The organism is Neobacillus sp. (assembly GCF_031988165.1).
GTDB classification, from domain to species: domain Bacteria; phylum Bacillota; class Bacilli; order Bacillales; family Cytobacillaceae; genus Neobacillus; species Neobacillus rhizosphaerae.
The window spans coordinates 71712-93278 of record NZ_DALZYO010000010.1; the positions used below are offsets into that span (position 1 = coordinate 71712).

General features: G+C 39.6%; 24 protein-coding genes and 1 riboswitch. Of the genes, 22 read left to right on the forward strand and 2 right to left on the reverse strand.

The features are described from left to right. Nucleotides 1–20: 20 nt before the first annotated feature. From hutI to RTR43_RS07825, 18 genes are all read left to right on the forward strand, one after another. The gene (gene hutI, locus RTR43_RS07745; protein WP_312470861.1) at nucleotides 21–1313 is read left to right on the forward strand and encodes an imidazolonepropionase; all 1293 of its coding nucleotides are present in this window, start codon (nucleotides 21–23) and stop codon (nucleotides 1311–1313) included. Then, entirely contained in the window at nucleotides 1291–2286 is a 996-nt protein-coding gene (locus RTR43_RS07750) for an agmatinase family protein (protein ID WP_312470862.1), read from the forward strand. Before hutI ends, RTR43_RS07750 begins: the two co-directional genes overlap by 23 nt. 407 nt (nucleotides 2287–2693) lie before the next feature. After that, nucleotides 2694–3722, forward strand: coding sequence for a serine/threonine-protein kinase (locus tag RTR43_RS07755; RefSeq protein ID WP_312470863.1), 1029 nt, complete (start codon nucleotides 2694–2696; stop codon nucleotides 3720–3722). A 108-nt stretch (nucleotides 3723–3830) separates the two neighbouring features. After that, nucleotides 3831–4946: a glycosyltransferase family 4 protein gene (locus RTR43_RS07760; protein WP_312470865.1), complete on the forward strand. Its 1116-nt coding sequence runs from the start codon at nucleotides 3831–3833 to the stop codon at nucleotides 4944–4946. Next, nucleotides 4943–5734, forward strand: coding sequence for a HipA family kinase (locus tag RTR43_RS07765; RefSeq protein WP_312470866.1), 792 nt, complete (start codon nucleotides 4943–4945; stop codon nucleotides 5732–5734). Before RTR43_RS07760 ends, RTR43_RS07765 begins: the two co-directional genes overlap by 4 nt. A 94-nt stretch (nucleotides 5735–5828) precedes the next feature. Next, nucleotides 5829–6719 (forward strand): UTP--glucose-1-phosphate uridylyltransferase GalU, encoded by an 891-nt coding sequence (galU, locus tag RTR43_RS07770; RefSeq protein ID WP_312470867.1) that lies wholly within the window; start codon nucleotides 5829–5831, stop codon nucleotides 6717–6719. A gap of 261 nt (nucleotides 6720–6980) precedes the next feature. Then, nucleotides 6981–7217 (forward strand): glutaredoxin family protein, encoded by a 237-nt coding sequence (locus RTR43_RS07775; RefSeq protein WP_312470868.1) that lies wholly within the window; start codon nucleotides 6981–6983, stop codon nucleotides 7215–7217. 172 nt (nucleotides 7218–7389) lie between these two features. Continuing rightward, nucleotides 7390–8424: a DUF2804 domain-containing protein gene (locus tag RTR43_RS07780; RefSeq protein WP_312470870.1), complete on the forward strand. Its 1035-nt coding sequence runs from the start codon at nucleotides 7390–7392 to the stop codon at nucleotides 8422–8424. Further along, on the forward strand, nucleotides 8396–8539 hold the full coding sequence (locus tag RTR43_RS25635; RefSeq protein ID WP_396954545.1) for a DUF1963 domain-containing protein: 144 nt from the start codon (nucleotides 8396–8398) through the stop codon (nucleotides 8537–8539). The genes RTR43_RS07780 and RTR43_RS25635 overlap by 29 nt, the downstream gene beginning before the upstream one ends. Before the next feature lie 89 nt (nucleotides 8540–8628). Beyond that, nucleotides 8629–8738, forward strand: a riboswitch (TPP riboswitch). Nucleotides 8739–8818: 80 nt separating this feature from the next. After that, on the forward strand, nucleotides 8819–9625 hold the full coding sequence (gene thiM, locus RTR43_RS07785; protein ID WP_312470873.1) for a hydroxyethylthiazole kinase: 807 nt from the start codon (nucleotides 8819–8821) through the stop codon (nucleotides 9623–9625). Between the two features lie 9 nt (nucleotides 9626–9634). Beyond that, nucleotides 9635–10441: a bifunctional hydroxymethylpyrimidine kinase/phosphomethylpyrimidine kinase gene (gene thiD, locus RTR43_RS07790; protein ID WP_312470874.1), complete on the forward strand. Its 807-nt coding sequence runs from the start codon at nucleotides 9635–9637 to the stop codon at nucleotides 10439–10441. A 14-nt stretch (nucleotides 10442–10455) separates the two neighbouring features. Then, entirely contained in the window at nucleotides 10456–11118 is a 663-nt protein-coding gene (gene thiE / locus RTR43_RS07795) for a thiamine phosphate synthase (protein ID WP_312470876.1), read from the forward strand. Beyond that, nucleotides 11102–11611: an energy coupling factor transporter S component ThiW gene (gene thiW / locus RTR43_RS07800; RefSeq protein ID WP_312470878.1), complete on the forward strand. Its 510-nt coding sequence runs from the start codon at nucleotides 11102–11104 to the stop codon at nucleotides 11609–11611. The genes thiE and thiW overlap by 17 nt, the downstream gene beginning before the upstream one ends. A gap of 369 nt (nucleotides 11612–11980) precedes the next feature. Further along, nucleotides 11981–12652, forward strand: a complete 672-nt coding sequence (tenA, locus tag RTR43_RS07805) for a thiaminase II (RefSeq protein WP_312470879.1) — start codon at nucleotides 11981–11983, stop codon at nucleotides 12650–12652. Continuing rightward, nucleotides 12600–13394 (forward strand): ABC transporter ATP-binding protein, encoded by a 795-nt coding sequence (locus RTR43_RS07810; protein ID WP_312470880.1) that lies wholly within the window; start codon nucleotides 12600–12602, stop codon nucleotides 13392–13394. The genes tenA and RTR43_RS07810 overlap by 53 nt, the downstream gene beginning before the upstream one ends. Next, nucleotides 13384–14154, forward strand: a complete 771-nt coding sequence (locus RTR43_RS07815; RefSeq protein ID WP_312470881.1) for an ABC transporter permease — start codon at nucleotides 13384–13386, stop codon at nucleotides 14152–14154. Before RTR43_RS07810 ends, RTR43_RS07815 begins: the two co-directional genes overlap by 11 nt. 17 nt (nucleotides 14155–14171) lie before the next feature. Then, a complete protein-coding gene (locus tag RTR43_RS07820; RefSeq protein ID WP_312470882.1) occupies nucleotides 14172–15170 on the forward strand; it encodes an ABC transporter substrate-binding protein in 999 nt (332 codons plus the stop codon). A 288-nt stretch (nucleotides 15171–15458) separates the two neighbouring features. Then, nucleotides 15459–15962, forward strand: coding sequence for a protease inhibitor I9 family protein (locus RTR43_RS07825; protein WP_312470883.1), 504 nt, complete (start codon nucleotides 15459–15461; stop codon nucleotides 15960–15962). 104 nt (nucleotides 15963–16066) lie between these two features. On the opposite strand, the gene RTR43_RS07830 is transcribed toward RTR43_RS07825, so the two are convergent. Both RTR43_RS07830 and RTR43_RS07835 read right to left on the reverse strand, forming a co-directional pair. After that, the gene (locus RTR43_RS07830) at nucleotides 16067–16798 is read right to left on the reverse strand and encodes a protein-glutamine gamma-glutamyltransferase (protein WP_312470885.1); all 732 of its coding nucleotides are present in this window, start codon (nucleotides 16796–16798) and stop codon (nucleotides 16067–16069) included. A 60-nt stretch (nucleotides 16799–16858) separates the two neighbouring features. Continuing rightward, nucleotides 16859–18076, reverse strand: a complete 1218-nt coding sequence (locus RTR43_RS07835) for an MFS transporter (RefSeq protein ID WP_312470886.1) — start codon at nucleotides 18074–18076, stop codon at nucleotides 16859–16861. 308 nt (nucleotides 18077–18384) lie between these two features. On the opposite strand from RTR43_RS07835, the gene ytaF reads away from it, so the two are divergent. The 4 genes from ytaF to RTR43_RS07855 all read left to right on the forward strand — a co-directional run bounded on the left by ytaF (nucleotide 18385) and on the right by RTR43_RS07855 (nucleotide 21405). Continuing rightward, entirely contained in the window at nucleotides 18385–19020 is a 636-nt protein-coding gene (ytaF, locus tag RTR43_RS07840; RefSeq protein WP_312470888.1) for a sporulation membrane protein YtaF, read from the forward strand. Nucleotides 19021–19166: 146 nt separating this feature from the next. Beyond that, nucleotides 19167–19814 carry a helix-turn-helix domain-containing protein gene (locus RTR43_RS07845; RefSeq protein ID WP_312470889.1) on the forward strand — a complete coding sequence of 216 codons (648 nt, stop codon included), beginning with the start codon at nucleotides 19167–19169 and terminating at the stop codon, nucleotides 19812–19814. 32 nt (nucleotides 19815–19846) lie between these two features. Then, nucleotides 19847–20806 carry an LCP family protein gene (locus RTR43_RS07850; RefSeq protein ID WP_312470891.1) on the forward strand — a complete coding sequence of 320 codons (960 nt, stop codon included), beginning with the start codon at nucleotides 19847–19849 and terminating at the stop codon, nucleotides 20804–20806. A 398-nt stretch (nucleotides 20807–21204) separates the two neighbouring features. After that, nucleotides 21205–21405: a cold-shock protein gene (locus tag RTR43_RS07855; protein ID WP_024027764.1), complete on the forward strand. Its 201-nt coding sequence runs from the start codon at nucleotides 21205–21207 to the stop codon at nucleotides 21403–21405. Nucleotides 21406–21567: the final 162 nt, after the last annotated feature.

Consider the following 21567-nt stretch of genomic DNA (forward strand, 5'->3'; position numbering starts at 1 on the left):
TCTGAAGGGATGAGAGCTGAATGAGTAAGGCAATATTTATCAGGAATGCTTCACAGCTTGTCACTTTACAGGGGAGTTCCAATACTCCCCGTGTTAAGGGGGAGATGTCTGAGCTTGGCATCATCGAGGATGGTAGTGTCTGGATAGAAGATGGAGTTATCCAAGCAGTTGGTAAGGATGAAGAACTTTTAGTGAAGTATGAAGACCGTTTGTCGGAAGTAGAGGTAGTGGATGCCAGGGGTAAGCTTGTCACTCCTGGACTCATAGACCCGCATACCCATCTTGTTTTTACTGGCAGCAGGGAAAATGAGTTTAATATGCGACTGCAGGGTGCAACGTACATGGAAATCATGAACGCCGGCGGCGGAATTCATGCGACCACTAGAAGGACTCAGGCAGCGACACATGAAGAACTTTTTCAACAAAGTTTTGAGCGTTTAAATCAGTTCTTGCGTCATGGCGTTACTACTGTTGAAGCTAAAAGCGGCTATGGAATGGAATGGGAAACCGAGCTAAAGCAGCTAGAAGTAGCGAAGCAATTGAATGAAAATCATGTGATTGATGTTGTTCCTACCTTTATGGGTGCACATGCCGTTCCAAAGGAATATAAAGAAAACCCTGATGAATTTATACGGCAGCTGACTGAGGAAATGATTCCGAAGGTGGCCGAACTTGGACTGGCGGAATTTAATGATGTCTTCTGTGAGCATGGCGTTTTTACCCCGGAACAATCTCGGATGATTCTTGAAGCCGGCCGAAAATACGGATTAATTCCAAAAATCCATGCCGATGAAATTGAGCCATATGAAGGAGCGGAGCTAGCTGCGGAAGTTGGTGCTATTTCAGCAGACCATTTATTAAAGGCATCGGAAAAAGGGATGAAGGCAATGGCGGAGATGGGTGTCGTCGGAGTATTGCTTCCGGGAACAGCGTATTTCTTGATGGCTGAATCCGCTAATGGCCGAAAAATGGTTGATTTGGGAGTGCCTGTGGCGTTATCGACTGACTGTAACCCTGGTTCGTCACCAACTGTATCCCTGCCATTTATTATGAATCTTGCCTGCTTAAGAATGGGGATGACGCCGGCTGAGGTCATTACCGCAACGACCATTAATGCTGCACATGCGATTAACCGCGGCAGTGAGATTGGTAGTTTAGAAGTTGGCAAAAAAGGGGACATTACCATTTTTAATGTTGAGAATTATATGAAGCTACAGTACTCCTATGGTATAAACCATACGGATACCGTGGTGAAAAATGGTCAGGTGGTAGTCAGGGGAGGTCAGTTAAATGAAGAGCTTTCTTTATCCTAAACTTAATCCACCAAGCTTTACATGGGTGAGACCAGAACAGGGAGAAGTTGTTTCAAAAGTTCACGAATGGATCGAGCCTTTGTCAAGTGCAGCTGACCCTGTAAAAAGCAAGGACACCGATTTTGTTATCGTTGGTGTCCCGCTTTCCCGCTCTTCGATTAGTGCGTCTGGTGCCTCTGAATTTCCTGATGCTTTTCGCCGTGCTTGGAAAGGCTTTTCTACCTATAATCTTGATGAAGATGTTGATTTGTCTGAAAGGACGGCGGTTGACGCGGGAGATGTGCGGATGCATGTAACGGATATCCACCGCTGTCATGAGAATATTATCGAAGCGTCGGCAACGCTTCATCAGCATTTCACGACTTCGAAGGTGTGCGCGATTGGCGGAGACCATTCCATTACGGCAATGATGGTTAAAGGGATTCATCAGGCTAGGCCCGACGAAAAAATTGGGATTCTCCAGTTTGATACCCATTTTGATTTACGTGATATGACCGATAATGGTCCTTCCAATGGTACACCGATGCGGAACTTGATTGAAAGTGGTGTTGTTGAAGGCTCAAATATGTACAACATTGGTTTGCATGGCTTTTTTAATACGAAAGATTTAAAGCAGTATGCTGATGAAAAAGGTGTCAATTATATAACATTAGGGCAAGCGAGGAAAAAAGGCATCGAGGAAACAGTCCGACAAAGTTTAGCGGAGCTGGCAGCAAAAGTAGACACGATTTATTTAACCGTTGATATGGATGTCCTTGATATTGCTTATGCCCCAGGGGTACCGGCCTCAACACCAGGGGGCATGACAACAGCCGAATTGCTAGAAGGGGTACTTGTGGCCGGAAGACATCCAAAAGTCAACAACCTGGACATCGTCTGCCTCGACCCACAAAAAGACACACCAGTCCAGCCAACCGTCAAACTCGGCACACACATCTTTTTAACCTTCTTAACAGGTGTAATGTTACGTTAAAAGGTGGTGTCAGGCACCATAGAAAGACATTTTCGTCTATTTGTCCACCACAGGCGGACACTACGGGTGTTTTTTATTGATTTGATGCTACCCTCGTCATTATGGCGAGGGTGTTTTTTTGTTTCCTGCTATTTTTTTAGAATGATTTGAGGAGTTTCCACAAGTATCATTTCTCCCATACAGAATTTTGGATTTTTAGCCACTTGCCTATACGTTTTATAGCATCTTTGAATTAAATATAAAAAGTGATTAGACTCCTATCGGTTATATCGTGACAGGTTTAATGGGATTTTAGTCAGACAAGCATGAAAACATGGAGGAAGACACAAGGATTTTATATTGTCTTTGCACAAATCATGGGAAAACGATTTGTTCTCCATTTTTATAGGATTTAAAGGAGGAGAAATATGGATATTAAACAATTGAATAATTGGCTAAAAGATATCCAAGTAAGAAATGTTGATAATTCAGATGTTGATGTTGTAAATAACTCACCATTAATTATGCTTGGAAAAGGTCGTCAGGGTGCTGTCTTTCAAGTTTCTGATGATATTTGTGTAAAGGTGTTCGGAAATGCCGAAGATTGTGACCGTGAACACTTTGCCTTATCCCTTGGACAAGAAACAAACCTCTTTCCGAAAATACATGCGAAAGGGACACTCTTTCTCGCGATGGATATTGTTAAAGGGGTCGATGTTCGTGAATACCTTCAATCGCAGCCTCTAACCCCGGAACTTTCCAGGAAGCTAATCGAAATGCTAATCACATTTAAGAGCATTGGCTTTGACCGGATTGACCATCATAAACGGCAAATTTATATACAGGAAGATGGGAACTTGAAAGTAATCGATGTGGCAAGGACGGTTTGGCGTGACCGCGTTTATCCTTTTCCCCGAAAATTATTGATCTCCTTAGGGGAGGAAAATAAAGCAATCTTTTTAACACATGTCCAAGAAATGGCACCAGAGTTATATGCTGAATGGCTCCACTACATCCGGATGGAAGAAATATCCCATCAAATTTATCAAATCCTGCTTCCAGAACGACCAGACAAGGAAAAGGTAAAAAAACTAAGTAAAAAGTTGTTAACAACGAAGGATGAGGAAAAATATGTTGTTCAACTACAGGGGTTAGTACACAAGGTGTTCAAAGAGGAATGGGTCAAAACAATGCTGGCTCGGGGGAAAAGTCCTGAAGCAGTTATGAAAAAAATAGATGAGTATTGGGATTCGCTTGAACATGGAAAACTTCGCGACCGTGACAGAGACCGGGACCGGGACCGAGATCAAGACAGGGGTCACAAAGGTGATAGACGTTTTGTTGGAGAAGGAAGTCCTCGTCACTATGAAAAACACAGCGATGGGGGAAAACGTTTTGAAGGGGAAAGATACCGTGATCGTCTAAGTCGCATGAAAAAACGCCAACACTATATATAAATAAATAACATGATTCTACTCTAACATGTCGATAGAGAAAAAGAAGGCAGGCTATAATCATCGCCACCCAAAATGAGGAGGACCCATATAATACAAGGAGCTAACAATATGAAAGTACTTGTAATCTGGCGTCTGCTTACTGTTGGCGGAGTAAATGCAGGATGGCGAAATCGAGCTATTTATTTTAAAAAGCATGGAATCGACACAGAATTTCTCTATACCACCGATCACGGCGGTCTCCATATTATGGAGGATGTAGCCAAAGTTTATTTAACAAAGGATAAACAGGAAATTATTAAGATCATTAATGATAATGCCTATGACGCGATCATTGTCGTCGACACGGGTGCTGCCTATAAATGGATTAAAAAAGCGAAATATAAAGGTCCTATTTTAATAGAAGCACGGACGCCAGAGCTGATTAAGCTACAGCCCCATTTAAAAAACTTCAAAGGAATTCTTCCAGAATTAATTATTGTTCCTTCACAATATCAAAAGCGTTTGGTCTCTATTCTGACAGATGCCATTCCTATCCAGGTCATCAATAATGGTGTAGATACTTCCTTTTTCCGGGCGTTACCTGCGGAGGAAATTGATCTCACTAGTGCGCCCACATTGACTAAAGGTAAAAAAATTATTGGTTGGATTGGCAGATTAGACAAACGTAAGAACTGGCCCATGCTTGTTGAAATTACCAAACAGATTAAAAATGAACGTAATGATATTGAATTTTGGATCATCGGTGGAGCGCAGAGTATCCAGCGTGAAGAGTTTGCAACTGTTTGGAAAGGGGAGGACCTTACCGATATTATCAAGTGGTTTCCTGTCATTCCTTATCAACAAATGCCACATGTTTATGCGAAAATACGTCAATCTGGCGGATGCACCCTTGCTACTACTAAAGCAGAATCGTTCGGGAATACCTTTATTGAATCGATGATATGTGGTGTGCCGGTTGTTGCCTCTAATATCATGCCAATTAATGAAATCGTGGTAAACGGGGAAACAGGACTTCTTTTCCGAGGACAAAATGTCGAGGATGCTGTTAAGCAAATCTATAATATTATCGACCATCCAGAAATACATCAACAAATGTCACAGGCGGCGATTCAGAAAGTGGAAGAAAAGTTTGCCATTCAAGTGGTCGCGGATCAATATATTGACTTGTTACAAAAAATGGTCCCGACAGTTATTGCTGACCAAGGTGAGGTGAATATTCCATGATCGAGCCAATTGAATACATTAGAAAACTAGAGGGGAAATCGAATGCTCATTTAATCGCTTTTAGTGATGGAAAAGACTATGTAGTGAAATATTTTCAACATGGTTTTGAAAAATCATTACCGAATGAATGGGTTGGCTATTGCTTGGGAAGATATCTTGGACTCCCAATCCCTTATGCCAAAATAGTAGAAATTCCACAAGAATTTTCTTCTCAATTGCCCGAACTTTTACAAATGAGCCACACACAGTACCAATTTGCTTCATTGTATGTTCCTAATTGTTTGGATGGTCACCAGGTTTCAAGTTTCCCCTATATTATTAATCATCCATCATTAGCAGGGATTATCTTATTTGATTACTGGTTGTGTAACCAGGACCGCACGCGCAAAAATATTCTATTAAGGGAAGAAATAGAAGATTCTTACCATCTTTGGATTATTGACCAGGCTGAAGTTTTCGGATCTTACAATTGGCAGCAAAGTGATTTGGAAAACTTACCAGTTGAAATGATAAAAAGTGCAACACATCAAATAATGGTGTCCTTTATAGAGGATGAGGAACAGTTTTTTGATCAACTGAAATTAATTCAAACTATTCCTATTCTATTAATCGAAGAAATTGTTGAATTAATTCCTGATGACTGGAATGTCACAAAGGATGAAAAAAAGGCGATCGTATCCGCCCTAGTGACTCGGCGCAAAAAAATTCTTCCAGATTTGCTGCACAAATTTTTAAAAAAGATCTACCGACCACTAAAAGAAAACTCCATTAACTCCCAGACCCGATAGGGAAAGGGAGTTGTTGGTTTATAGGCTTTTGTCATGAACCGAGTTTGTCGATGTGCATAAAATAGATAAAATAGAAAATGGATGGAGGCAGGTTATGAAAATCCGCAAGGCCATTATTCCAGCCGCTGGCCTCGGAACTCGTTTTTTACCAGCCACAAAAGCACAACCAAAGGAAATGTTACCAATAGTTGATAAACCAACAATCCAATACATTGTGGAAGAAGCGGTCGCATCGGGGATTGAGGAGATTATCTTGATCACAGGCAGGGGAAAAAGGTCAATTGAGAATCACTTTGATAAATCCTATGAGCTGGAAGATACATTATTAAAAAAGAATAAGTTAGATGCATTAAAGGAAGTCCAGTCAATTTCAAGCTTAGTAAATATTTATTATGTCCGGCAAAAGGAGCCAAAAGGGCTCGGACATGCAATTCTTTGTGCTAAAAGTTTTATTGGTAAAGAGCCATTTGCTGTTTTATTAGGCGACGATATCGTGATGTCGGAAATTCCTTGTTTGAAGCAGTTAATTGGTGTTTATGAAAAGAATAAAAGTTCAGTTATCGGTGTTCAGAATGTCCCGGAAGATGATGTTAGTAAATACGGTATAGTTAAGACAAAGGGTTCAATGGGAGGTTCAAATCTTTACAATGTTGATTTTTTAATAGAAAAACCAAAAGTAGAGGACGCTCCTTCCAATTTGGCGATCATGGGTCGTTACGTATTACAACCTGAAATCTTTGAAATATTAGAGAAGCTTCCAATTGGAAAAGGGAATGAACTACAGCTTACCGATGCCATTAATGAGCTAAATAAACTGAAGACAGTCTTAGCATACAATTTTCAGGGAAAACGCTACGACATAGGTGACAAAATCGGCTACATTAAAGCAACAATCGACATCGCTCTAACCAGACCCGACACAAAAGAAGAAATACTCGCTCACATAAAAAAAATAAAAAACGACTTAACTAAAGGCTCAAATTAATGGTGTCAGGCACCATAGAAAGACATTTTGGGCTAAGTGTCCGCCGCAGGTGGACAAAATGGAATTTAATTCAAATTTATACACAAACTTCGTGATTTTACGGGGTTTGTTTCTTTTTATATGCCAATATAGAATTTTAGCGTGAAGTGTTTATAATGGAATTATTGCTTGGGAAAGCGCAAGAAATGACATTTCTCGAGGTAGTGCTAGATCTCGTTTTTTACTTTGCCTTATGAAATTTAGAAAGGGGAAAAAGAAGTGATGAAAAAGCAGATAATCGTTTATACCACAAACGATTGCATTGAATGCGATTTAGTCAAACAGGTACTTAAACAGGAAGGAATCCCTTTTGAGACAAGGAACGTATCAGCAAACCCTGATTATCAAAAGGAAGTAGAGGAACTTGGTTTTATGGGTGTCCCGGTCTCCGTGTTCGATAATCGAGTAGTAAAGGGATTTACAAATGAGCTTAAAGAGCTAATGGATATAGCCCGATAAGGCATGAGGGAAATTCCACTTGTAGAAAAAAGGTATTCATTGACGATAAATCGAGTATCAAATCAATGTTGATTTGGCACTCTTTTTTTTCAAAATGTAAAGGTCTTGGCAAGGTGCTTCTCGAATTGAAATGTATAGATGAACTTTCAGATTAATAAGTGAGGTGAGATTTATGCAAAGAAAAATGGAGACACCTCAAAAGTTGCTTAATGACAGGGGTGAACTAAACGACAAAGGGTATGCAACAGACCTTTTGCACGAATATCGTCGTGAGGATATCCATGCACATTCTTATCGAATCAAAGAGTGGGATTATTATTTTGTTGCGAATGATGAGTTTGGTGTCGCCCTAACAGTTGCAGATAATTCGTATATGGGGCTATTAAGTGTTTCCTTTATGGATTTTAAAAATGCCAGATATAGAACAACTAGCATTATCAAGCCCTTTACATTTGGTAAGTTGCAGTTACCTTCATCATCAAAAGTGGGTGACGTTGTATACAGAGATAAACGAATCCATATTGAATTTCTTCATAAAGGGACAGCGAGAAGGCTAAAGTGTTCCATGAAAAATTTTGATAAAGGCAAGGATCTTCTTTGTGACATCAACTTAAGTGACGAACCAAAGGATTCGATGGTGATTGCAACTCCATTCGCGGAAGATCCAAAAGCCTTCTATTATAATCAAAAAATTAACTGTATGAGGGCTAATGGTGTTGTCACCATTGATGGCCAAGAGTATCATTTCAATCCCGCTACTTCCTTTGGCATCCTGGATTGGGGAAGGGGTGTTTGGACTTACAAGAATACATGGTACTGGGGATCAGCATCAGGTGTCGCGAATGGAAAAACGTTCGGTTTTAATATCGGGTACGGCTTTGGTGATACTTCGGCAGCAAGTGAAAATATGCTCTTTTACGATGGACGTGCACATAAATTAGCAGAAGTGACCTTTCATATTCCGAAGAAAGAGGGTGGTAAATTTGATTATATGACGCAATGGAACTTTTCATCAAGCGATGGTAGGTTTGAAATGAACTTTAATCCTATTTTGGATCGATCTGATTTTACTTCGATTGGAATAATTGCCAGTGATCAGCACCAAGTATTTGGTAGGTTCAATGGGAAGGCAGTACTTGATGATGGATGTGTTATTGAAGTAAGAGATTTCTTAGGCTTTGCCGAGCGAGTTTATAATCGCTGGTAATGCCAATTCAGGAACGAATCTGAGGGAATCTGGAATACTGTATTTCTGCACCCACAAAGACGATTTGAAAAATAAACGGTTTGAAAAGGTTGGATTTATTCTTCAATGCTATTGAGTGCGTTTTCCTTTGATAAGAATTTATTTATCACAATTTTCTTTACAGTATTATTTAATAGAGTTATGATTTATTTAATTTAATACGAATGTATCTACTAGGGGTGCCCTGTAATCAGGCTGAGAGAAAACGTTTAAGTTTTTAACCCTTTGGACCTGATCTGGGTAATACCAGCGTAGGAAAGTAGTTGAGTTAAGTGATTTTATTCTTATACTTACTAGCCAGGTCTATTTTTATGGACCTGGCTTTTTTTATTTTAAAAAAAAAGGAGTGTTTAACATGGAAAAAAACAGCTTGTGCGAAACATTGCAAAAAGTAAGAGAGGTTAACCCGCTTGTACATAACATAACTAATGTCGTGGTTACTAATTTCACGGCGAATGGGCTCCTTGCCCTTGGCGCTTCACCGGTAATGGCGTATGCAATGGAAGAAGTAGCTGATATGGCACAGATTGCTAATTCAGTAGTTTTGAATATTGGTACGTTAAATTCACAAACAGTGGATTCGATGATCCTTGCTGGAAGGGCAGCAAATGAATCGGGTGTTCCAGTGATCTTTGATCCGGTTGGTGCCGGCGCTACTCGTTATCGGACGGAAACCGCGCAAAAAATCATGAATGAGGTAAAGGTGTCCATTATTAGGGGTAACGCCGCAGAAATGGCTAATGTGGTCGGCGAGAAGTGGGAAATTAAAGGCGTCGATGCAGGGGATGCCAAAGGGAATATCACTGAACTTGCGATTACTGCTGCACAAAAAATGAACTGTGTGGTTGTCATCACTGGAAAAGAGGATGTTGTAACTGACGGAAAAACAACATATGTAGTTTCAAATGGACACCCGATTATGACAAAGGTGACAGGAACGGGCTGCCTATTAACCTCTGTAATTGGAGCTTTTGTGGGAGTGGAAAAGGATTTTTTAAGGGCAACGGTGGCTGCTTTAACTTACTATGGGATTGCAGCGGAAAAGGCTGCTAGAAAAACAGCGGACCTAGGCCCGGGTAGTTTCCAAATTGAATTTTTGAACCAATTATCACTCGTTTCTTTTGAAGATATCAATCAATTTAGTTCTTTTAGGGAATTTTAGGGGGTTACTATGATTGAAAAGGCCATAACAATCGCAGGTTCTGATAGCGGCGGTGGAGCAGGAATTCAAGCGGACCTGAAAACGTTTCAGGAGTTAGAGGTTTTCGGCATGTCGGCACTCACGGCTGTTACCGCGCAAAATACTTTGGGTGTTCATGCAGTCTATCCGATGACAGCCGAGGCAGTTATTCAACAAATTCAAGCTATCGGGGAGGATATCGGTACAGATGCGGTGAAAACAGGAATGCTTTTTAGTGCAGATATTATCGATGCCGTTTCAGAGCAACTCAAAAAATATCAATGGAAAAATATCGTCGTCGATCCTGTAATGATTGCGAAGGGTGGGGCTTCATTGCTGCAACAGGAAGCCATTTCTGCGCTGAAAAACCATTTATTGCCGCTTGCTGAAGTTGTGACTCCAAACATCCCGGAGGCAGAGGTGCTGACAGGGATGGAAATCCGAACCACTGAAGGGAAAATGGAGGCTGCCAAACGACTATATGAAATAGGTGTGAAAAATGTCGTCATAAAAGGCGGTCATGATAAAGATGAGTTTGAATCATCCAGTGATTTACTGTTTGATGGAAAGGAATTCTTCACTTTTAGCAGCAAGCGAGTTGACACAAAAAATACCCATGGAACCGGATGTACCTTTTCGGCTGTGATTACCGCTGAATTGGCGAAGGGCTCTACAGTACATAATGCCGTAGTTATAGCGAAAAAATTTATTCAGGCAGCAATTGAAGACCAGATTGAAATTGGTCACGGACATGGTCCTACCAACCATTGGGCATATGGAAAAAGAAAAAATATTTAGGAGTTGGCTAGACCATGATCAACCTTCGAGCGTTACTGAAAGTTTATTTTATTATGGGCAGTAACAACTGCTTGAAAAACCCGAAAGATGTTTTGGAGGAAGCGATTGCCGGCGGTATAACCCTTTTTCAATATCGTGAGAAGGGTGAAGGAGCTTTAACAGGTACTGAAAAGTTAAGTCTAGCCAAAGAACTGCAGAGCATATGTAGGGATCATCAAATCCCATTTATCGTCAATGACGATATCGAGCTAGCGCTTGCAATTGATGCAGATGGGGTTCATATCGGGCAAGAAGATGAGCCTGTCAAATCGGTAAGAGAAAAAATTGGTGATAAAATCCTCGGTGTTTCCGTTCATTCAATTGAAGAAGCCGAGGTCGCTCTGAGAGAGGGAGCGGATTATTTTGGGATTGGTCCAGTTTTTCCGACGAAAACAAAGGTGGATGCCAAGCCATCCCGTGGGACAACATTGATCCAAACATTAAGAAAAGAAGGCTTCACCATCCCAATCGTCGGAATCGGCGGAATCACTCACGAAAATGCTAGATCCGTCGTGGAAGCAGGAGCAGATGGTGTTTCGGTGATCACAGCAATTAGCCATGAAGCGTCACCTATGGTAGCAGCGAGGGCATTAAGTGATAGTGTTGAGGAGAAAAAATCAGATGAACAAAACTCATAAATTAACTTTGACGGCGATGCTGATCGCGATTGGCACGATCTCGAGTAACCTGGTATCAATTCCGATGGGATTTACCAAGATATTTCCTGTTCAGCATTTTTTAAACGTTTTATCAGCTGTCCTTTTGGGTCCATTTTACGCTGTTGCTCAGGCCTTATGTGTCTCCTTACTTAGAAATTTGATGGGTACTGGTTCGGTTTTTGCCTTTCCCGGAAGTATGGTTGGGGCATTGCTGGCCTCTCTTTTATATTTAAAAACTAGAAAAATCTATTTGGCTTTTATCGGTGAAGTTATTGGAACGGGGATTATTGGTGCGGTTCTTTGTTATCCAATTGCAACTCTTTTACTTGGGAAAGAAGCAACCGTTTTTAGCTTCATTCCTTTATTCATTTTTAGCTCTTTTGCGGGAGCCCTGCTTGGGTTGATGATTTTAACTATTTTCTTAAGAAAGAAAATCTTAATAATGGCTGATCAATCTTTAAAAACTAAATAAACATTCACTAGGGGAAGCCTTGAGGCTGGAGATGGAGGGTGCCTCTGAACCCTTTGAACCCGGACAAGTTGATACCTGTTGAGGGAAGTGGGAGGTGTTTTTAACCCGCTTATTCCATTTCCAGGTGAGCGGGTTTTTAAATTCACTTTGGTCTGAAAAAATGAATCGCTGATAAATCTTGGATTCGCTGTTAAAATACAATCTCGCTGAAATATTGATTGAAATCGCTGATAAAAAACGTTTTTCGCTGATATATTGGTTGAAATCGCTGATAAATAGCAATTTTCCGCTGATAAATGCTTCTTAAAGAGAATGGGATCAGGTGAAAAGCAACAACCAGCCTAAAAATGTGCAAAATGGGGGACAAAAATGAAATTTTCGCAACAACTTAATGTAAAAGTAAAAGATATATGGGAGAAAATCCATCAGCATCCTTTTGTTGTTGGCTTGGGGAGTGGAGCGCTTCCAGTGGAATCATTCATACGTTACATGAAGCAGGATTATGTATTTTTAATCGACTATTCCAAGCTTTTTGCATTGGGGGTGGTTAAAGCCAGAGACCTCGATACGATGACATTTTTTGCGAAATTATTGCATGATACATTAAACGGAGAAATGGAGCTGCATCGCACTTACGCGGCCAAGTTGGGCATTACCCACCAGGAGCTAGAGGAAACTAAGCCCTCACCCATTAACTTAGCCTACACACGGTATATGCTGAATGTTGCTCAGAATGGATCTTTGGAGGAATTAATCTCATCGCTGCTGCCTTGTATGTGGAGTTATCGGGAGATTAGCACAATGCTAGCAGATAACTATCCGAATTCCAGCGAGCATCCATTATATGGTGAATGGGTAAAAATGTATTCCTCGAATGAATTTGGTTCGTTAGCCATGTGGCTCATTGATTTGCTAGATTGGTTGGTAGAAGGAAAGTCTGAACGAGAGTTAGCTATTTTAACAGACCATTTCTTGACGACGTCGCGGTTTGAATACATGTTCTGGGATATGGTTTACGAAGGAGGAGATTGGCCTGTCTAACTCATCTTTTGTTTCAATCGAAAAACTTACATATGCTTTTGAAGGCAACAGGCCCATTTTTCAAAATTTATCCATGGATGTGAAAGCGGGAGAATTTGTCTCCGTAATTGGTGCAAGTGGATCTGGGAAAAGTACCCTATTTAAATTGATTACCGGCTTACTAGAGCCTGACCAGGGAGAAATCTGGATTAATGGAGAAAACGCTGGAAACAGGTTAGGGAAGGTAGGCTATATGCCGCAGAAGGATTTACTGTTACCATGGCGAACGGTTTTAGACAATGTATTGCTGCCGCTGGAGGTGTCGAAGGAAAATAGCCAACGGAGAATTCCCGAGATTCGAGAATGGTTAGACCGGTTTGGATTGACGGAGTGGGAAAGTGCCTATCCGGATGAACTCTCTGGAGGAATGAGACAGCGGGTCGCTTTTTTGAGAACAATCATGACGGGCAGAGGCCTATTATTGTTAGACGAGCCGTTTGGGGCACTCGATTCGCTGACAAAACGAAACATGCACAACTGGTTATTAGGACTGTGGGGGGAATTACAAAAGACGGTGGTGTTCATCACTCATGATTTAGAAGAGGCCATCCTGTTAAGCGACCGAATATATTTGCTTGGACGGGAAACATTGCAAGAAATCAACATCAAGCTCTCAAGACCAAGAAGTTCAGAATTAATTTATCAATCTGAGTTTATTACGATGAGAAAAGAACTGGAGTGGCTGATTCACCATGATAGGTAACTGGAAAAAATGGCTGGGAGAATATTGCCCATTTTTGCTTGTAACCATGCTATTAGTATGTGGTTGGGAATGGGTAGTCAGAAGAGGGATGATTCCTGCCTTTATCCTGCCTTCCCCATCAGCGATTTGGATGTCGCTTATAGAAAACCGCGAGCTATTGCTGGAGGACCATTTGCCAGCTACCCTTAAAGAGGTTTTGCTTGGTTTTGGTTTATCGCTTGGAGGCGGCCTTCTTCTTGGCGTAGGGATGCACTTTTCCCGTCCATTAGAAAAAGTATTGTACCCGTTTCTTGTCATTTCGCAAACGATCCCGTTGATTGCGATTTCACCGATCTTTATCATGTGGTTTGGCTATTCGATTTGGAGTAAAGTTGCCGTTACGATTTTAATCGCCATTTTTCCAATTGTCGTTAGTACCTATGATGGACTGAAGGCAGGAGGGATTGAATACAGGGAATTACTGCTGACAATGGGTGCAAATCGTTGGATCATTTTCAAAAAAATTCAGCTACCTATGGCATTGCCATCTATCCTGTCCGGTTTGAAGATGTCCGTGGTTTACTGTGTGGTCGGAGCCACTATCGGTGAATGGCTGGGTGCTAGTGTTGGGTTAGGCTATTTTAGCCGGAGAATGTCAGGAAATCTAAAGGCGGACGCCGTGTTTGCCGCAATATTCCTGCTCTCATTGCTAGGAATCGTGTTGTTTTTAATCATAAGTTTCATAGAAAAAATGCTATTAAAAAATCAAATTCGCAACTAGAAGGGAAGGGAAAATCTATGAAAAAAAGCTTTTTAATCATGTTTTGCCTCTTATTATTCTTATTATTAACTGCTTGTGGGAAAGGGGAGGCAGATAAAAATTCAGCAGGTGGGGAGAAATTAGAGAAAGTAAGCTTAATGCTAGATTGGTATCCAAATGCTGTGCACTCTTTTCTTTTTGTAGCAAAAGAAAAGGGTTATTTTAAAGAACAAGGCCTGGACGTGGATATTCAAATGCCTGCAGATACAAATGATCCACTTAGACTCGTTGCAGCTAATAAAGTCGACATGGCTATCAGCTACCAACCAGAGGTTTTAGTGGCACGTGGAGAGCAAATTCCTGTCCAATCGTTTGCCGCACTCGTTCGACATCCACTGAATCAACTAATGGTCGCTGCGAATAGTCCGATTCAATCACCAAAGGATCTGGAAGGAAAAACGATTGGATATCCAACGATTCCATTAGATGAAGCCATCATTCACACGATGATGAAATCGGACGGTGGGGATGCGGAGAAAGTAAAAATGGTCGATATCGGCTGGGATTTAATTCCTGCAATGGCAACGAAAAAGACAGATGCGCTTATCGGCGGATATATCAATCATGAGAAATTACTGCTGGAAAAAGAGGGTCACCCTATGCGTACATTAAATCCTGCGGATTATGGTGTCCCTGATTATTATGAATTAGTTTTGGTCGGTAGTGAAAAAGGATTAAAAGAAAAACCAGCCGTTTTCAAAAAATTTATCGCCGCGATGACGCAGGGACAAAAATATGTTGTGGACCATCCTGAAGAGGGGTTATCCCTTCTAATGAAGCATGAGGAAAAATCATCACCACTAGACAAGGATATCGAAACAAAGAGCCTAGAAATCCTTCTGCCACTCATGGATGCGAAAGAAAAACCATTCGGTTACCAAGACCCAGAAACCTGGAACAAAGCCGCAAAGTGGTTAAAAGAAACCAAAATGATAAAACAAAACATAAAAGCAGCGGATGCATTTAAAAATTTATAAAGGCTTAAAACGGTGAATAACTTTTTAAGGGTGTCAGGCACCGTTCGTGGACAAATGTACGCCTGTGGCGGACGGTGGCTACCGATGGTAAAATAAGGTTATAACCAAATATTTAAGGTAAGGGATTGTAAATCTTTAAGACGGTCATTCTGGGGATTTTCTGAAAAGGAAATGTATGGTACCTTTGATTTAATTGATATTACCAAGAAAACGAAAAGCTTTGGGAGTAAATTACAATAAGTTGTTAATAATAGTAGCTTATAATTATCCGATTAATGGAAGGTTGTTATGGCTATGATAAAACGGGGTAAGGGAATACTGTTTTTTTGTCTGCTGGCTGTGTTAGGTTTTAGTGTATTTTTCACACAAATCTATCAAGAGAAAGAGGAACAGATTGAACCAAAGGGGGAAGAGGTAATGACGCAGAATATTTATATTGACCCAAAGATCAATTTAAAAAGTGAGGAAGAGGTAATAATAATTATTCACTTTAAAACAAAACCTGCAAAAGTTGCTGTAGCCCTGGCAAAAGCAAGCGGAGTACCGTTAACCATTGAAAAGGCTGAACAGGATGTCAAAGACAGTCATGAACGTTTTCGAAAGGATGTTGAAAAGTATCTCGGGCAAAAGCAAATCCCCTATACCATTGTCCATACCTATACAGCTGCCCTAAATGGCGTGGCCATGAAACTACCAGCAAATGAGATTAAAACCTTGTTACAATCAGCTGAAATAGAGGCCATTTATGCAAACCGGGAGATCAAGCTAGTCCCTCCAGTTCAACCATCCTAAATAGGTCTCTTTGTCAAATAACCCAATCTATGTTTAGAGCTTGATGAAAGGTATATCCTTCAATCAAGCTCTTTGTTATCAAGCAACCAGTTTGAAAAATTCATTTAGTAGGAAAACGATTGATATTTAGGCCTAGTAATCATATTCATGAGATAAGCTGAATTCTTTGGTTCATCTTTTCTCTTTTTATTGAGAAAGGCAATGATGGTACTTGCATTTCGGATACCTATTCCATGACCATAGTATTTGTCGTCACCAAAATAAATCACATTTTCAGCGCGCCAATGCGGCTGTTTCGGGTCAAAATCGGGATTATTAAAGTGTAGTACATCGCCAGGTAGATAATCATCCCCGTACTTTTGCAAAATCGGCAGGTCCTCATCAAATTGCCAATCCATCAAATACAGGTGGTCGAAGAGAGTATTAAACCTTGTGTTTCCAATTGAATAGAGAGTGGCAATATATAAAACAATGGCGATGGCAGTGGAGCATTCAAATGCATATAGAGATCCATTTTTTAAGATGTCTAGTATGGCAGATGAAGGGCTAGTATTTTCTTTAAGAAGGAAGCCGCCATTACCTAAACGATACCAATACTTCTTATTACAAAATGCATAACTAAACGTGGTAAACTTAGCGCCACTTTTATTAAGTTCTTCTGCTGCCTTCATCGTTTTTTCTCTAAATAGAAGTTCAAATTTTAATTGATTAACAGTGTGGTATTCATAGCCTTCATTTAAGGCCCCCATTTTTTTTATAATCGTTTTCTGTTCAGCGCTTGATATCTCAGGAAAGAGCTCATTAGGTTTAACAATCTGATTATTAATTTTAATCATTTTTACCTCCTGTTTCCATCATCACCTTCTTCTAAAATATGATACGTTTCATCGTAATATTTACAATTTTCCCAATTGTATTTTGTTTTTCATGAATCTGATATACATGAGCAAGAAAACTAGGGCACTAATAAATCTTAATAATGAACTTATTTCCATTGCTTTCTGGATGCCGGTTACTTCTAGTAGCCATATTCCTATTTGTGGTGCAATAAAGGCAACAAAGGATAAGAGAACGTTATAGGTGGTTATACAGTACGTCCTTTTTTCCTTTGGAGATTGCTCCAACAGGAGGTTGAACAAAAGAAGGGTGGTTCCTGACACAAAAAAGCCTGACTGCATTTGCACAAAGGTAAGATAAACTAGATTAGTAGATAAAACCGTTAAAAACGGCGCAGTTGCCATCCCGGCTGCTACCCAAACGAGCATTAACGTGTTTGATTTTTGTTCTGCCCATTTTTTCCATAATGGGAAGGAGAAGATTTGCACCAACTGATTGGCAACAGAAAAGATACTAATCCAAAGAATCGTCGCATGTGCATACCTCACATTGTAAATATTGAATAGGCCCCAAGCCATCTGCCAGGAGAAGTTAAAGCATAACGCCGTAATCAGAAACCACTTGTATCCCTGATCCTTAAATATGGACCAATCCATCAACGCGTTCTTTTGCTCTTTTTTCGACTTCGGTTGTACGGTTTCCTTATGCTTCATTAAGAAAAACACTTCTAATAATCCAAAAACAAACGCAAGGAAAAATAAGCACTGGTAGGCAGCAGCATTATCTGTTTGTTTTTTCATCACAATACCGATTATTAAGGTTGTAATCATTCCAACAATCGTTAACAGCCGATTTCGGTCACTGAAAAAAGATCCTCTGCGATCATCTTTAATCATCCCGCTAATCAGCGTCTGCCAGCCAATGTTTGAAATCGTCCCAGGCACATTCATTAAAGCGATAATAATTAAAAAAGCCCAAGCTTGGTAGGCAGAAGGGATAAAAATAACACCAATTAGTAGTAAAAATAACGCCCTCGCCCCTAAAACGGACATGGCGACCGTTTTCTTTTGCGCTTCTAACCGATTTAATAGAATCGCAGCTGGAATTGTCATAATCAGTGCGACCAATGGAGGAAGAGAACTGATAAACCCTACTTGATAATTTGTTGCCCCAAGGATTGATATCGCAAAAATCGGGAAAAAATTACTTGCGAGATTCACAGCGATGGTTGACACCATTCCATGATAGATACTTATTTTTTCGTTATATGCCCGCATGTGTTATCACCATTTTCACGTTAAAATTCTATTGTCTATTATACAATCGAATTTATTTATTTCTACAAAATTTTTCAAAAAAAATATATTTTACAATAACTTTATTTTGCGTAAAAAACTGTTGATAGAAATTTTTCCGAAAATACTGCTAAAAAGCTTCTTTTATATTTATCAAAGAGAGCAGGTCCACACTTGGTTTACTAGGAAATCTAGTGAGACTGTTGACTTTTTATCAACATTCTAGAGATAAATAAGCACAATCGGTCAATTTGATTAATACAATGTGAAAAAATAAGGAGTGATTTACATTGTCTTGGTTAATCATCTTGGCTTTTGCTGTTTCATCCAGTGTCGATAATTTAGGAGTAGGTATTTCCTACGGGATTCGAAAGATTCGAATTGGTTTAGGTGCCAACCTTTTGATTGGCTTGATTTGTTTTCTTATGAGCATAGTTGGAATAACCTTTGGAATTTGGCTTTCAAAAATTCTTCCAGGCATATTCCCTGTGATCATTGGAGCGTTTTTTCTATTAATTATTGGAATTAGAATTATTCTATTGGGGGCTCCTCGTAAAAAAAGAACAGTTGCTGTGAGTACTGAAAGTGGTCAACACCAATCCCCAAGCATGAAAGGAATTCTAAGGAATCCAGAGGTAGCTGATGTGGATAATTCCGGAGAAATTGGTTTGGGGGAGGCATTGCTTCTTGGGGTAGCATTATCGGCGAATGCCCTTACCAATGGCTTAGGTGCTGGGTTACTTGGGTTTTCACCGCTTGAGATTTCACTAACTGCTGCCATTGGCAGTATTATTAGTGTTTGGGCAGGAGTTAAATTAGGACATAAATTAGCTGACGTTCGGATTGGCTCTTTTACACTGGGGGAATTCGGAACAATCATTAGTGGGATCATTATTATCATCATTGCTTTTACAGCTTTCTTTTAAGATTCACCAAGTGGGTTTTTTGTTGACAAAATGTCAACGATTAGGTATATTTCACTGGAACAATTAATTTATTACTCTTTTAATGATTAAGAAGATTCATATCTCATTAGATAAACCTGGCTTATCCGAAGAGGGGAGAGAAAAGTATGTCAGATCAACCGAAACCTAGTAATCTTGGTTTATTATTAAAAGATTTGCTAAAGGAACGGTCGTTATCAATGAGAAAACTTAGTGAGTTCACAAAAATTGATACTGCTACCATTTCACGGATTATTAATGGTAAACGAAGAGCAAATCCTGAACATTTACAAAAAATGGCCGACTGTCTTAGTGTTCCTATTGCTGATTTATTTATAGCAGCAGGGTACCCCATTGACCAAATTCAGGAACAGCAGAATTCAGATATTCACTCGTCTATAGACAGCATTCAAAGTATTCTAGAATCCTCTGAATTATACAATAAAACATTTACTATTGAGAGTGTTGAACAGCAATTGGCGAAATATCAACAATATTCTCAGACTGATGAAGGAAAAGAGACCATTCTTAATGGCTTTAAGAAAAAGCTTATGAAAGTTGGCAGCATAGGTCCGTTTATCAGCCAGCTGAAGGATTTGTTTGAGCGGTTTCGCTTAAGAAATGGTACTACTGCTGAGCTTGCCATCATTGGCAGTGTACTCATTTATTTTATTATTTCGGTAGATGTAATTCCTGATTACATCTTTCCAATTGGATATGTAGATGATGCAATCGCTGTAAAACTTGTTTTAGATTTATTTCAACAAAAGCATTAACATAAAAATGATTCTAATAGGTGATATTTCAAATGGAAAAAAGAGTAAGAACAAAAAAGAAACGAAAATGGCTTAGAAACATCCTTTTAACAGTTCTTTTATTATTTGTAAGTGTAGTTATTTATTGTATTTATCAATATAAAAGTGGATTGTCCGAAGCGAGTAATGGCAAGTATAAGGACGAACTAAAAACGTTTGAGGACTTCCAAGGCAAGGAGCCTCAATATGGAGAGATTAATATTTTACTAATTGGAAGTGATTCACGGGGTGAGGAGCATGCACGTTCTGATACGTTAATGATTGCTCATTACAATCAAAACACACAGAGTATGAAGATTGCTTCGATTATGAGGGATACATATGTAGATATTCCCGGTCATGGCAAGCAAAAAATAAATGCAGCTTTCGCAATTGGCGGACCTGAATTGGTAAGAAAGACGGTTAAAGAAAATTTTGATGTCGATATTAATTATTATGCCATTGTCGATTTTCAAGGTTTTTCAAAAATAGTTGACATCGTTGCCCCTAACGGAATTGAGGTCGATATTCCAAAAGAGATGTCCTATGGAATCGGGATGACACTTCATCCTGGTAAACAAATATTACATGGTGATAAATTGTTAGGTTATGTTCGTTTTCGCCATGATCGCTTAAGTGATTTTGGCCGGGTGGAAAGACAGCAGGAAGCAGTTTCTAAGATTAAAGAACAAGCAGTTAGTGTTCATAATCTAGTTAATCTACCAAAGATTCTTGGAGTCGCTACCCCTTATATTGATACAAATGTAGATACGCCAACTATTTTATCAATCGGTAAAGGGTTACTTGCCGGGAAATCGAAAAAAATGGAAAGTATTCGGATACCAATTGAAAATTCATATGAGGATAAAACGGTTAACGTGGGAGCAGTTCTAAAAATTGATTTCGAGAAAAACAAGCAAGCTTTAAAGGGATTTTTGGCATCAACTGAAGGTGAAAGCAATACAAGTCAATGAGGAAGGAACGCTACGATTAGTAGCGGCAGCTCCTTGTTTTCCAATATGATTTTAATGGGCATGATATTATCGATAAGAAAAACATTTGGAATGTATATGTTTGCGAGAACTAATGAGTTTTCAAAGGAATATTAAACTAGGTTTACTCCATTCTTCGTTGTAATATATGCTTTTGGGCAACAATATTTTTTAAACTAGTTCGCAAAAAGCAATATCGAAAAAAACTTGCTCCATTTCGATTTTTATTGGTTTGCTTTATCATATAGTTTCTGTTATAGTAAAGGAGAATTATTTTTGTTTGTCGCCAAGAAGAAAAAGTGTAATTGCTTTCTGTCTTGAAGATTTGAGCAAGGATAGTAATACATTGTGTGCAATGCGCACAGCAGGAGGATATACAAATGGAACAAGGTAAAGTAAAATGGTTTAATGCAGAAAAAGGTTTTGGATTCATCGAACGCGAAGCTGGAGACGATGTATTCGTACACTTCTCAGCAATCCAAGGAGAAGGCTTCAAATCTTTAGACGAAGGCCAAGCAGTTACTTTTGATGTTGAGCAAGGTCAACGTGGACCTCAAGCATCTAACGTTCGCAAAGCATAATTAAATCCAACATAAATGAAAAAGACTCTCATGCAGAGTCTTTTTTTGTTATATAAAATCATTGCAGTACACAAGCCATCCTCTCCTACTTGAACGAAATTGCATTCGAATCCTTCCCTAAAGAGCCATCAAGGTTAATGTTTTTTCCATGAAATGATATAA

Bases quoted from the DNA above. Each gene is read 5' to 3' on its own strand.
- thiD (WP_312470874.1), top strand. From the start codon at position 9,635: ATGATTGAAAAGGCCATAACAATCGCAGGTTCTGATAGCGGCGGTGGA.
- RTR43_RS07845 (WP_312470889.1), top strand. From the start codon at position 19,167: ATGTCAGATCAACCGAAACCTAGTAATCTTGGTTTATTATTAAAAGAT.
- thiM (WP_312470873.1), top strand. From the start codon at position 8,819: ATGGAAAAAAACAGCTTGTGCGAAACATTGCAAAAAGTAAGAGAGGTT.
- RTR43_RS07835 (WP_312470886.1), bottom strand. From the start codon at position 18,076: ATGCGGGCATATAACGAAAAAATAAGTATCTATCATGGAATGGTGTCA.
- RTR43_RS07750 (WP_312470862.1), top strand. From the start codon at position 1,291: ATGAAGAGCTTTCTTTATCCTAAACTTAATCCACCAAGCTTTACATGG.
- RTR43_RS07850 (WP_312470891.1), top strand. From the start codon at position 19,847: ATGGAAAAAAGAGTAAGAACAAAAAAGAAACGAAAATGGCTTAGAAAC.
- RTR43_RS07820 (WP_312470882.1), top strand. From the start codon at position 14,172: ATGAAAAAAAGCTTTTTAATCATGTTTTGCCTCTTATTATTCTTATTA.
- RTR43_RS07815 (WP_312470881.1), top strand. From the start codon at position 13,384: ATGATAGGTAACTGGAAAAAATGGCTGGGAGAATATTGCCCATTTTTG.
- RTR43_RS07775 (WP_312470868.1), top strand. From the start codon at position 6,981: ATGAAAAAGCAGATAATCGTTTATACCACAAACGATTGCATTGAATGC.
- RTR43_RS07830 (WP_312470885.1), bottom strand. From the start codon at position 16,798: ATGATTAAAATTAATAATCAGATTGTTAAACCTAATGAGCTCTTTCCT.
- thiE (WP_312470876.1), top strand. From the start codon at position 10,456: ATGATCAACCTTCGAGCGTTACTGAAAGTTTATTTTATTATGGGCAGT.
- RTR43_RS07765 (WP_312470866.1), top strand. From the start codon at position 4,943: ATGATCGAGCCAATTGAATACATTAGAAAACTAGAGGGGAAATCGAAT.
- galU (WP_312470867.1), top strand. From the start codon at position 5,829: ATGAAAATCCGCAAGGCCATTATTCCAGCCGCTGGCCTCGGAACTCGT.
- thiW (WP_312470878.1), top strand. From the start codon at position 11,102: ATGAACAAAACTCATAAATTAACTTTGACGGCGATGCTGATCGCGATT.
- tenA (WP_312470879.1), top strand. From the start codon at position 11,981: ATGAAATTTTCGCAACAACTTAATGTAAAAGTAAAAGATATATGGGAG.
- RTR43_RS07780 (WP_312470870.1), top strand. From the start codon at position 7,390: ATGCAAAGAAAAATGGAGACACCTCAAAAGTTGCTTAATGACAGGGGT.
- RTR43_RS07760 (WP_312470865.1), top strand. From the start codon at position 3,831: ATGAAAGTACTTGTAATCTGGCGTCTGCTTACTGTTGGCGGAGTAAAT.
- RTR43_RS07755 (WP_312470863.1), top strand. From the start codon at position 2,694: ATGGATATTAAACAATTGAATAATTGGCTAAAAGATATCCAAGTAAGA.
- hutI (WP_312470861.1), top strand. From the start codon at position 21: ATGAGTAAGGCAATATTTATCAGGAATGCTTCACAGCTTGTCACTTTA.
- RTR43_RS07825 (WP_312470883.1), top strand. From the start codon at position 15,459: ATGGCTATGATAAAACGGGGTAAGGGAATACTGTTTTTTTGTCTGCTG.
- RTR43_RS07855 (WP_024027764.1), top strand. From the start codon at position 21,205: ATGGAACAAGGTAAAGTAAAATGGTTTAATGCAGAAAAAGGTTTTGGA.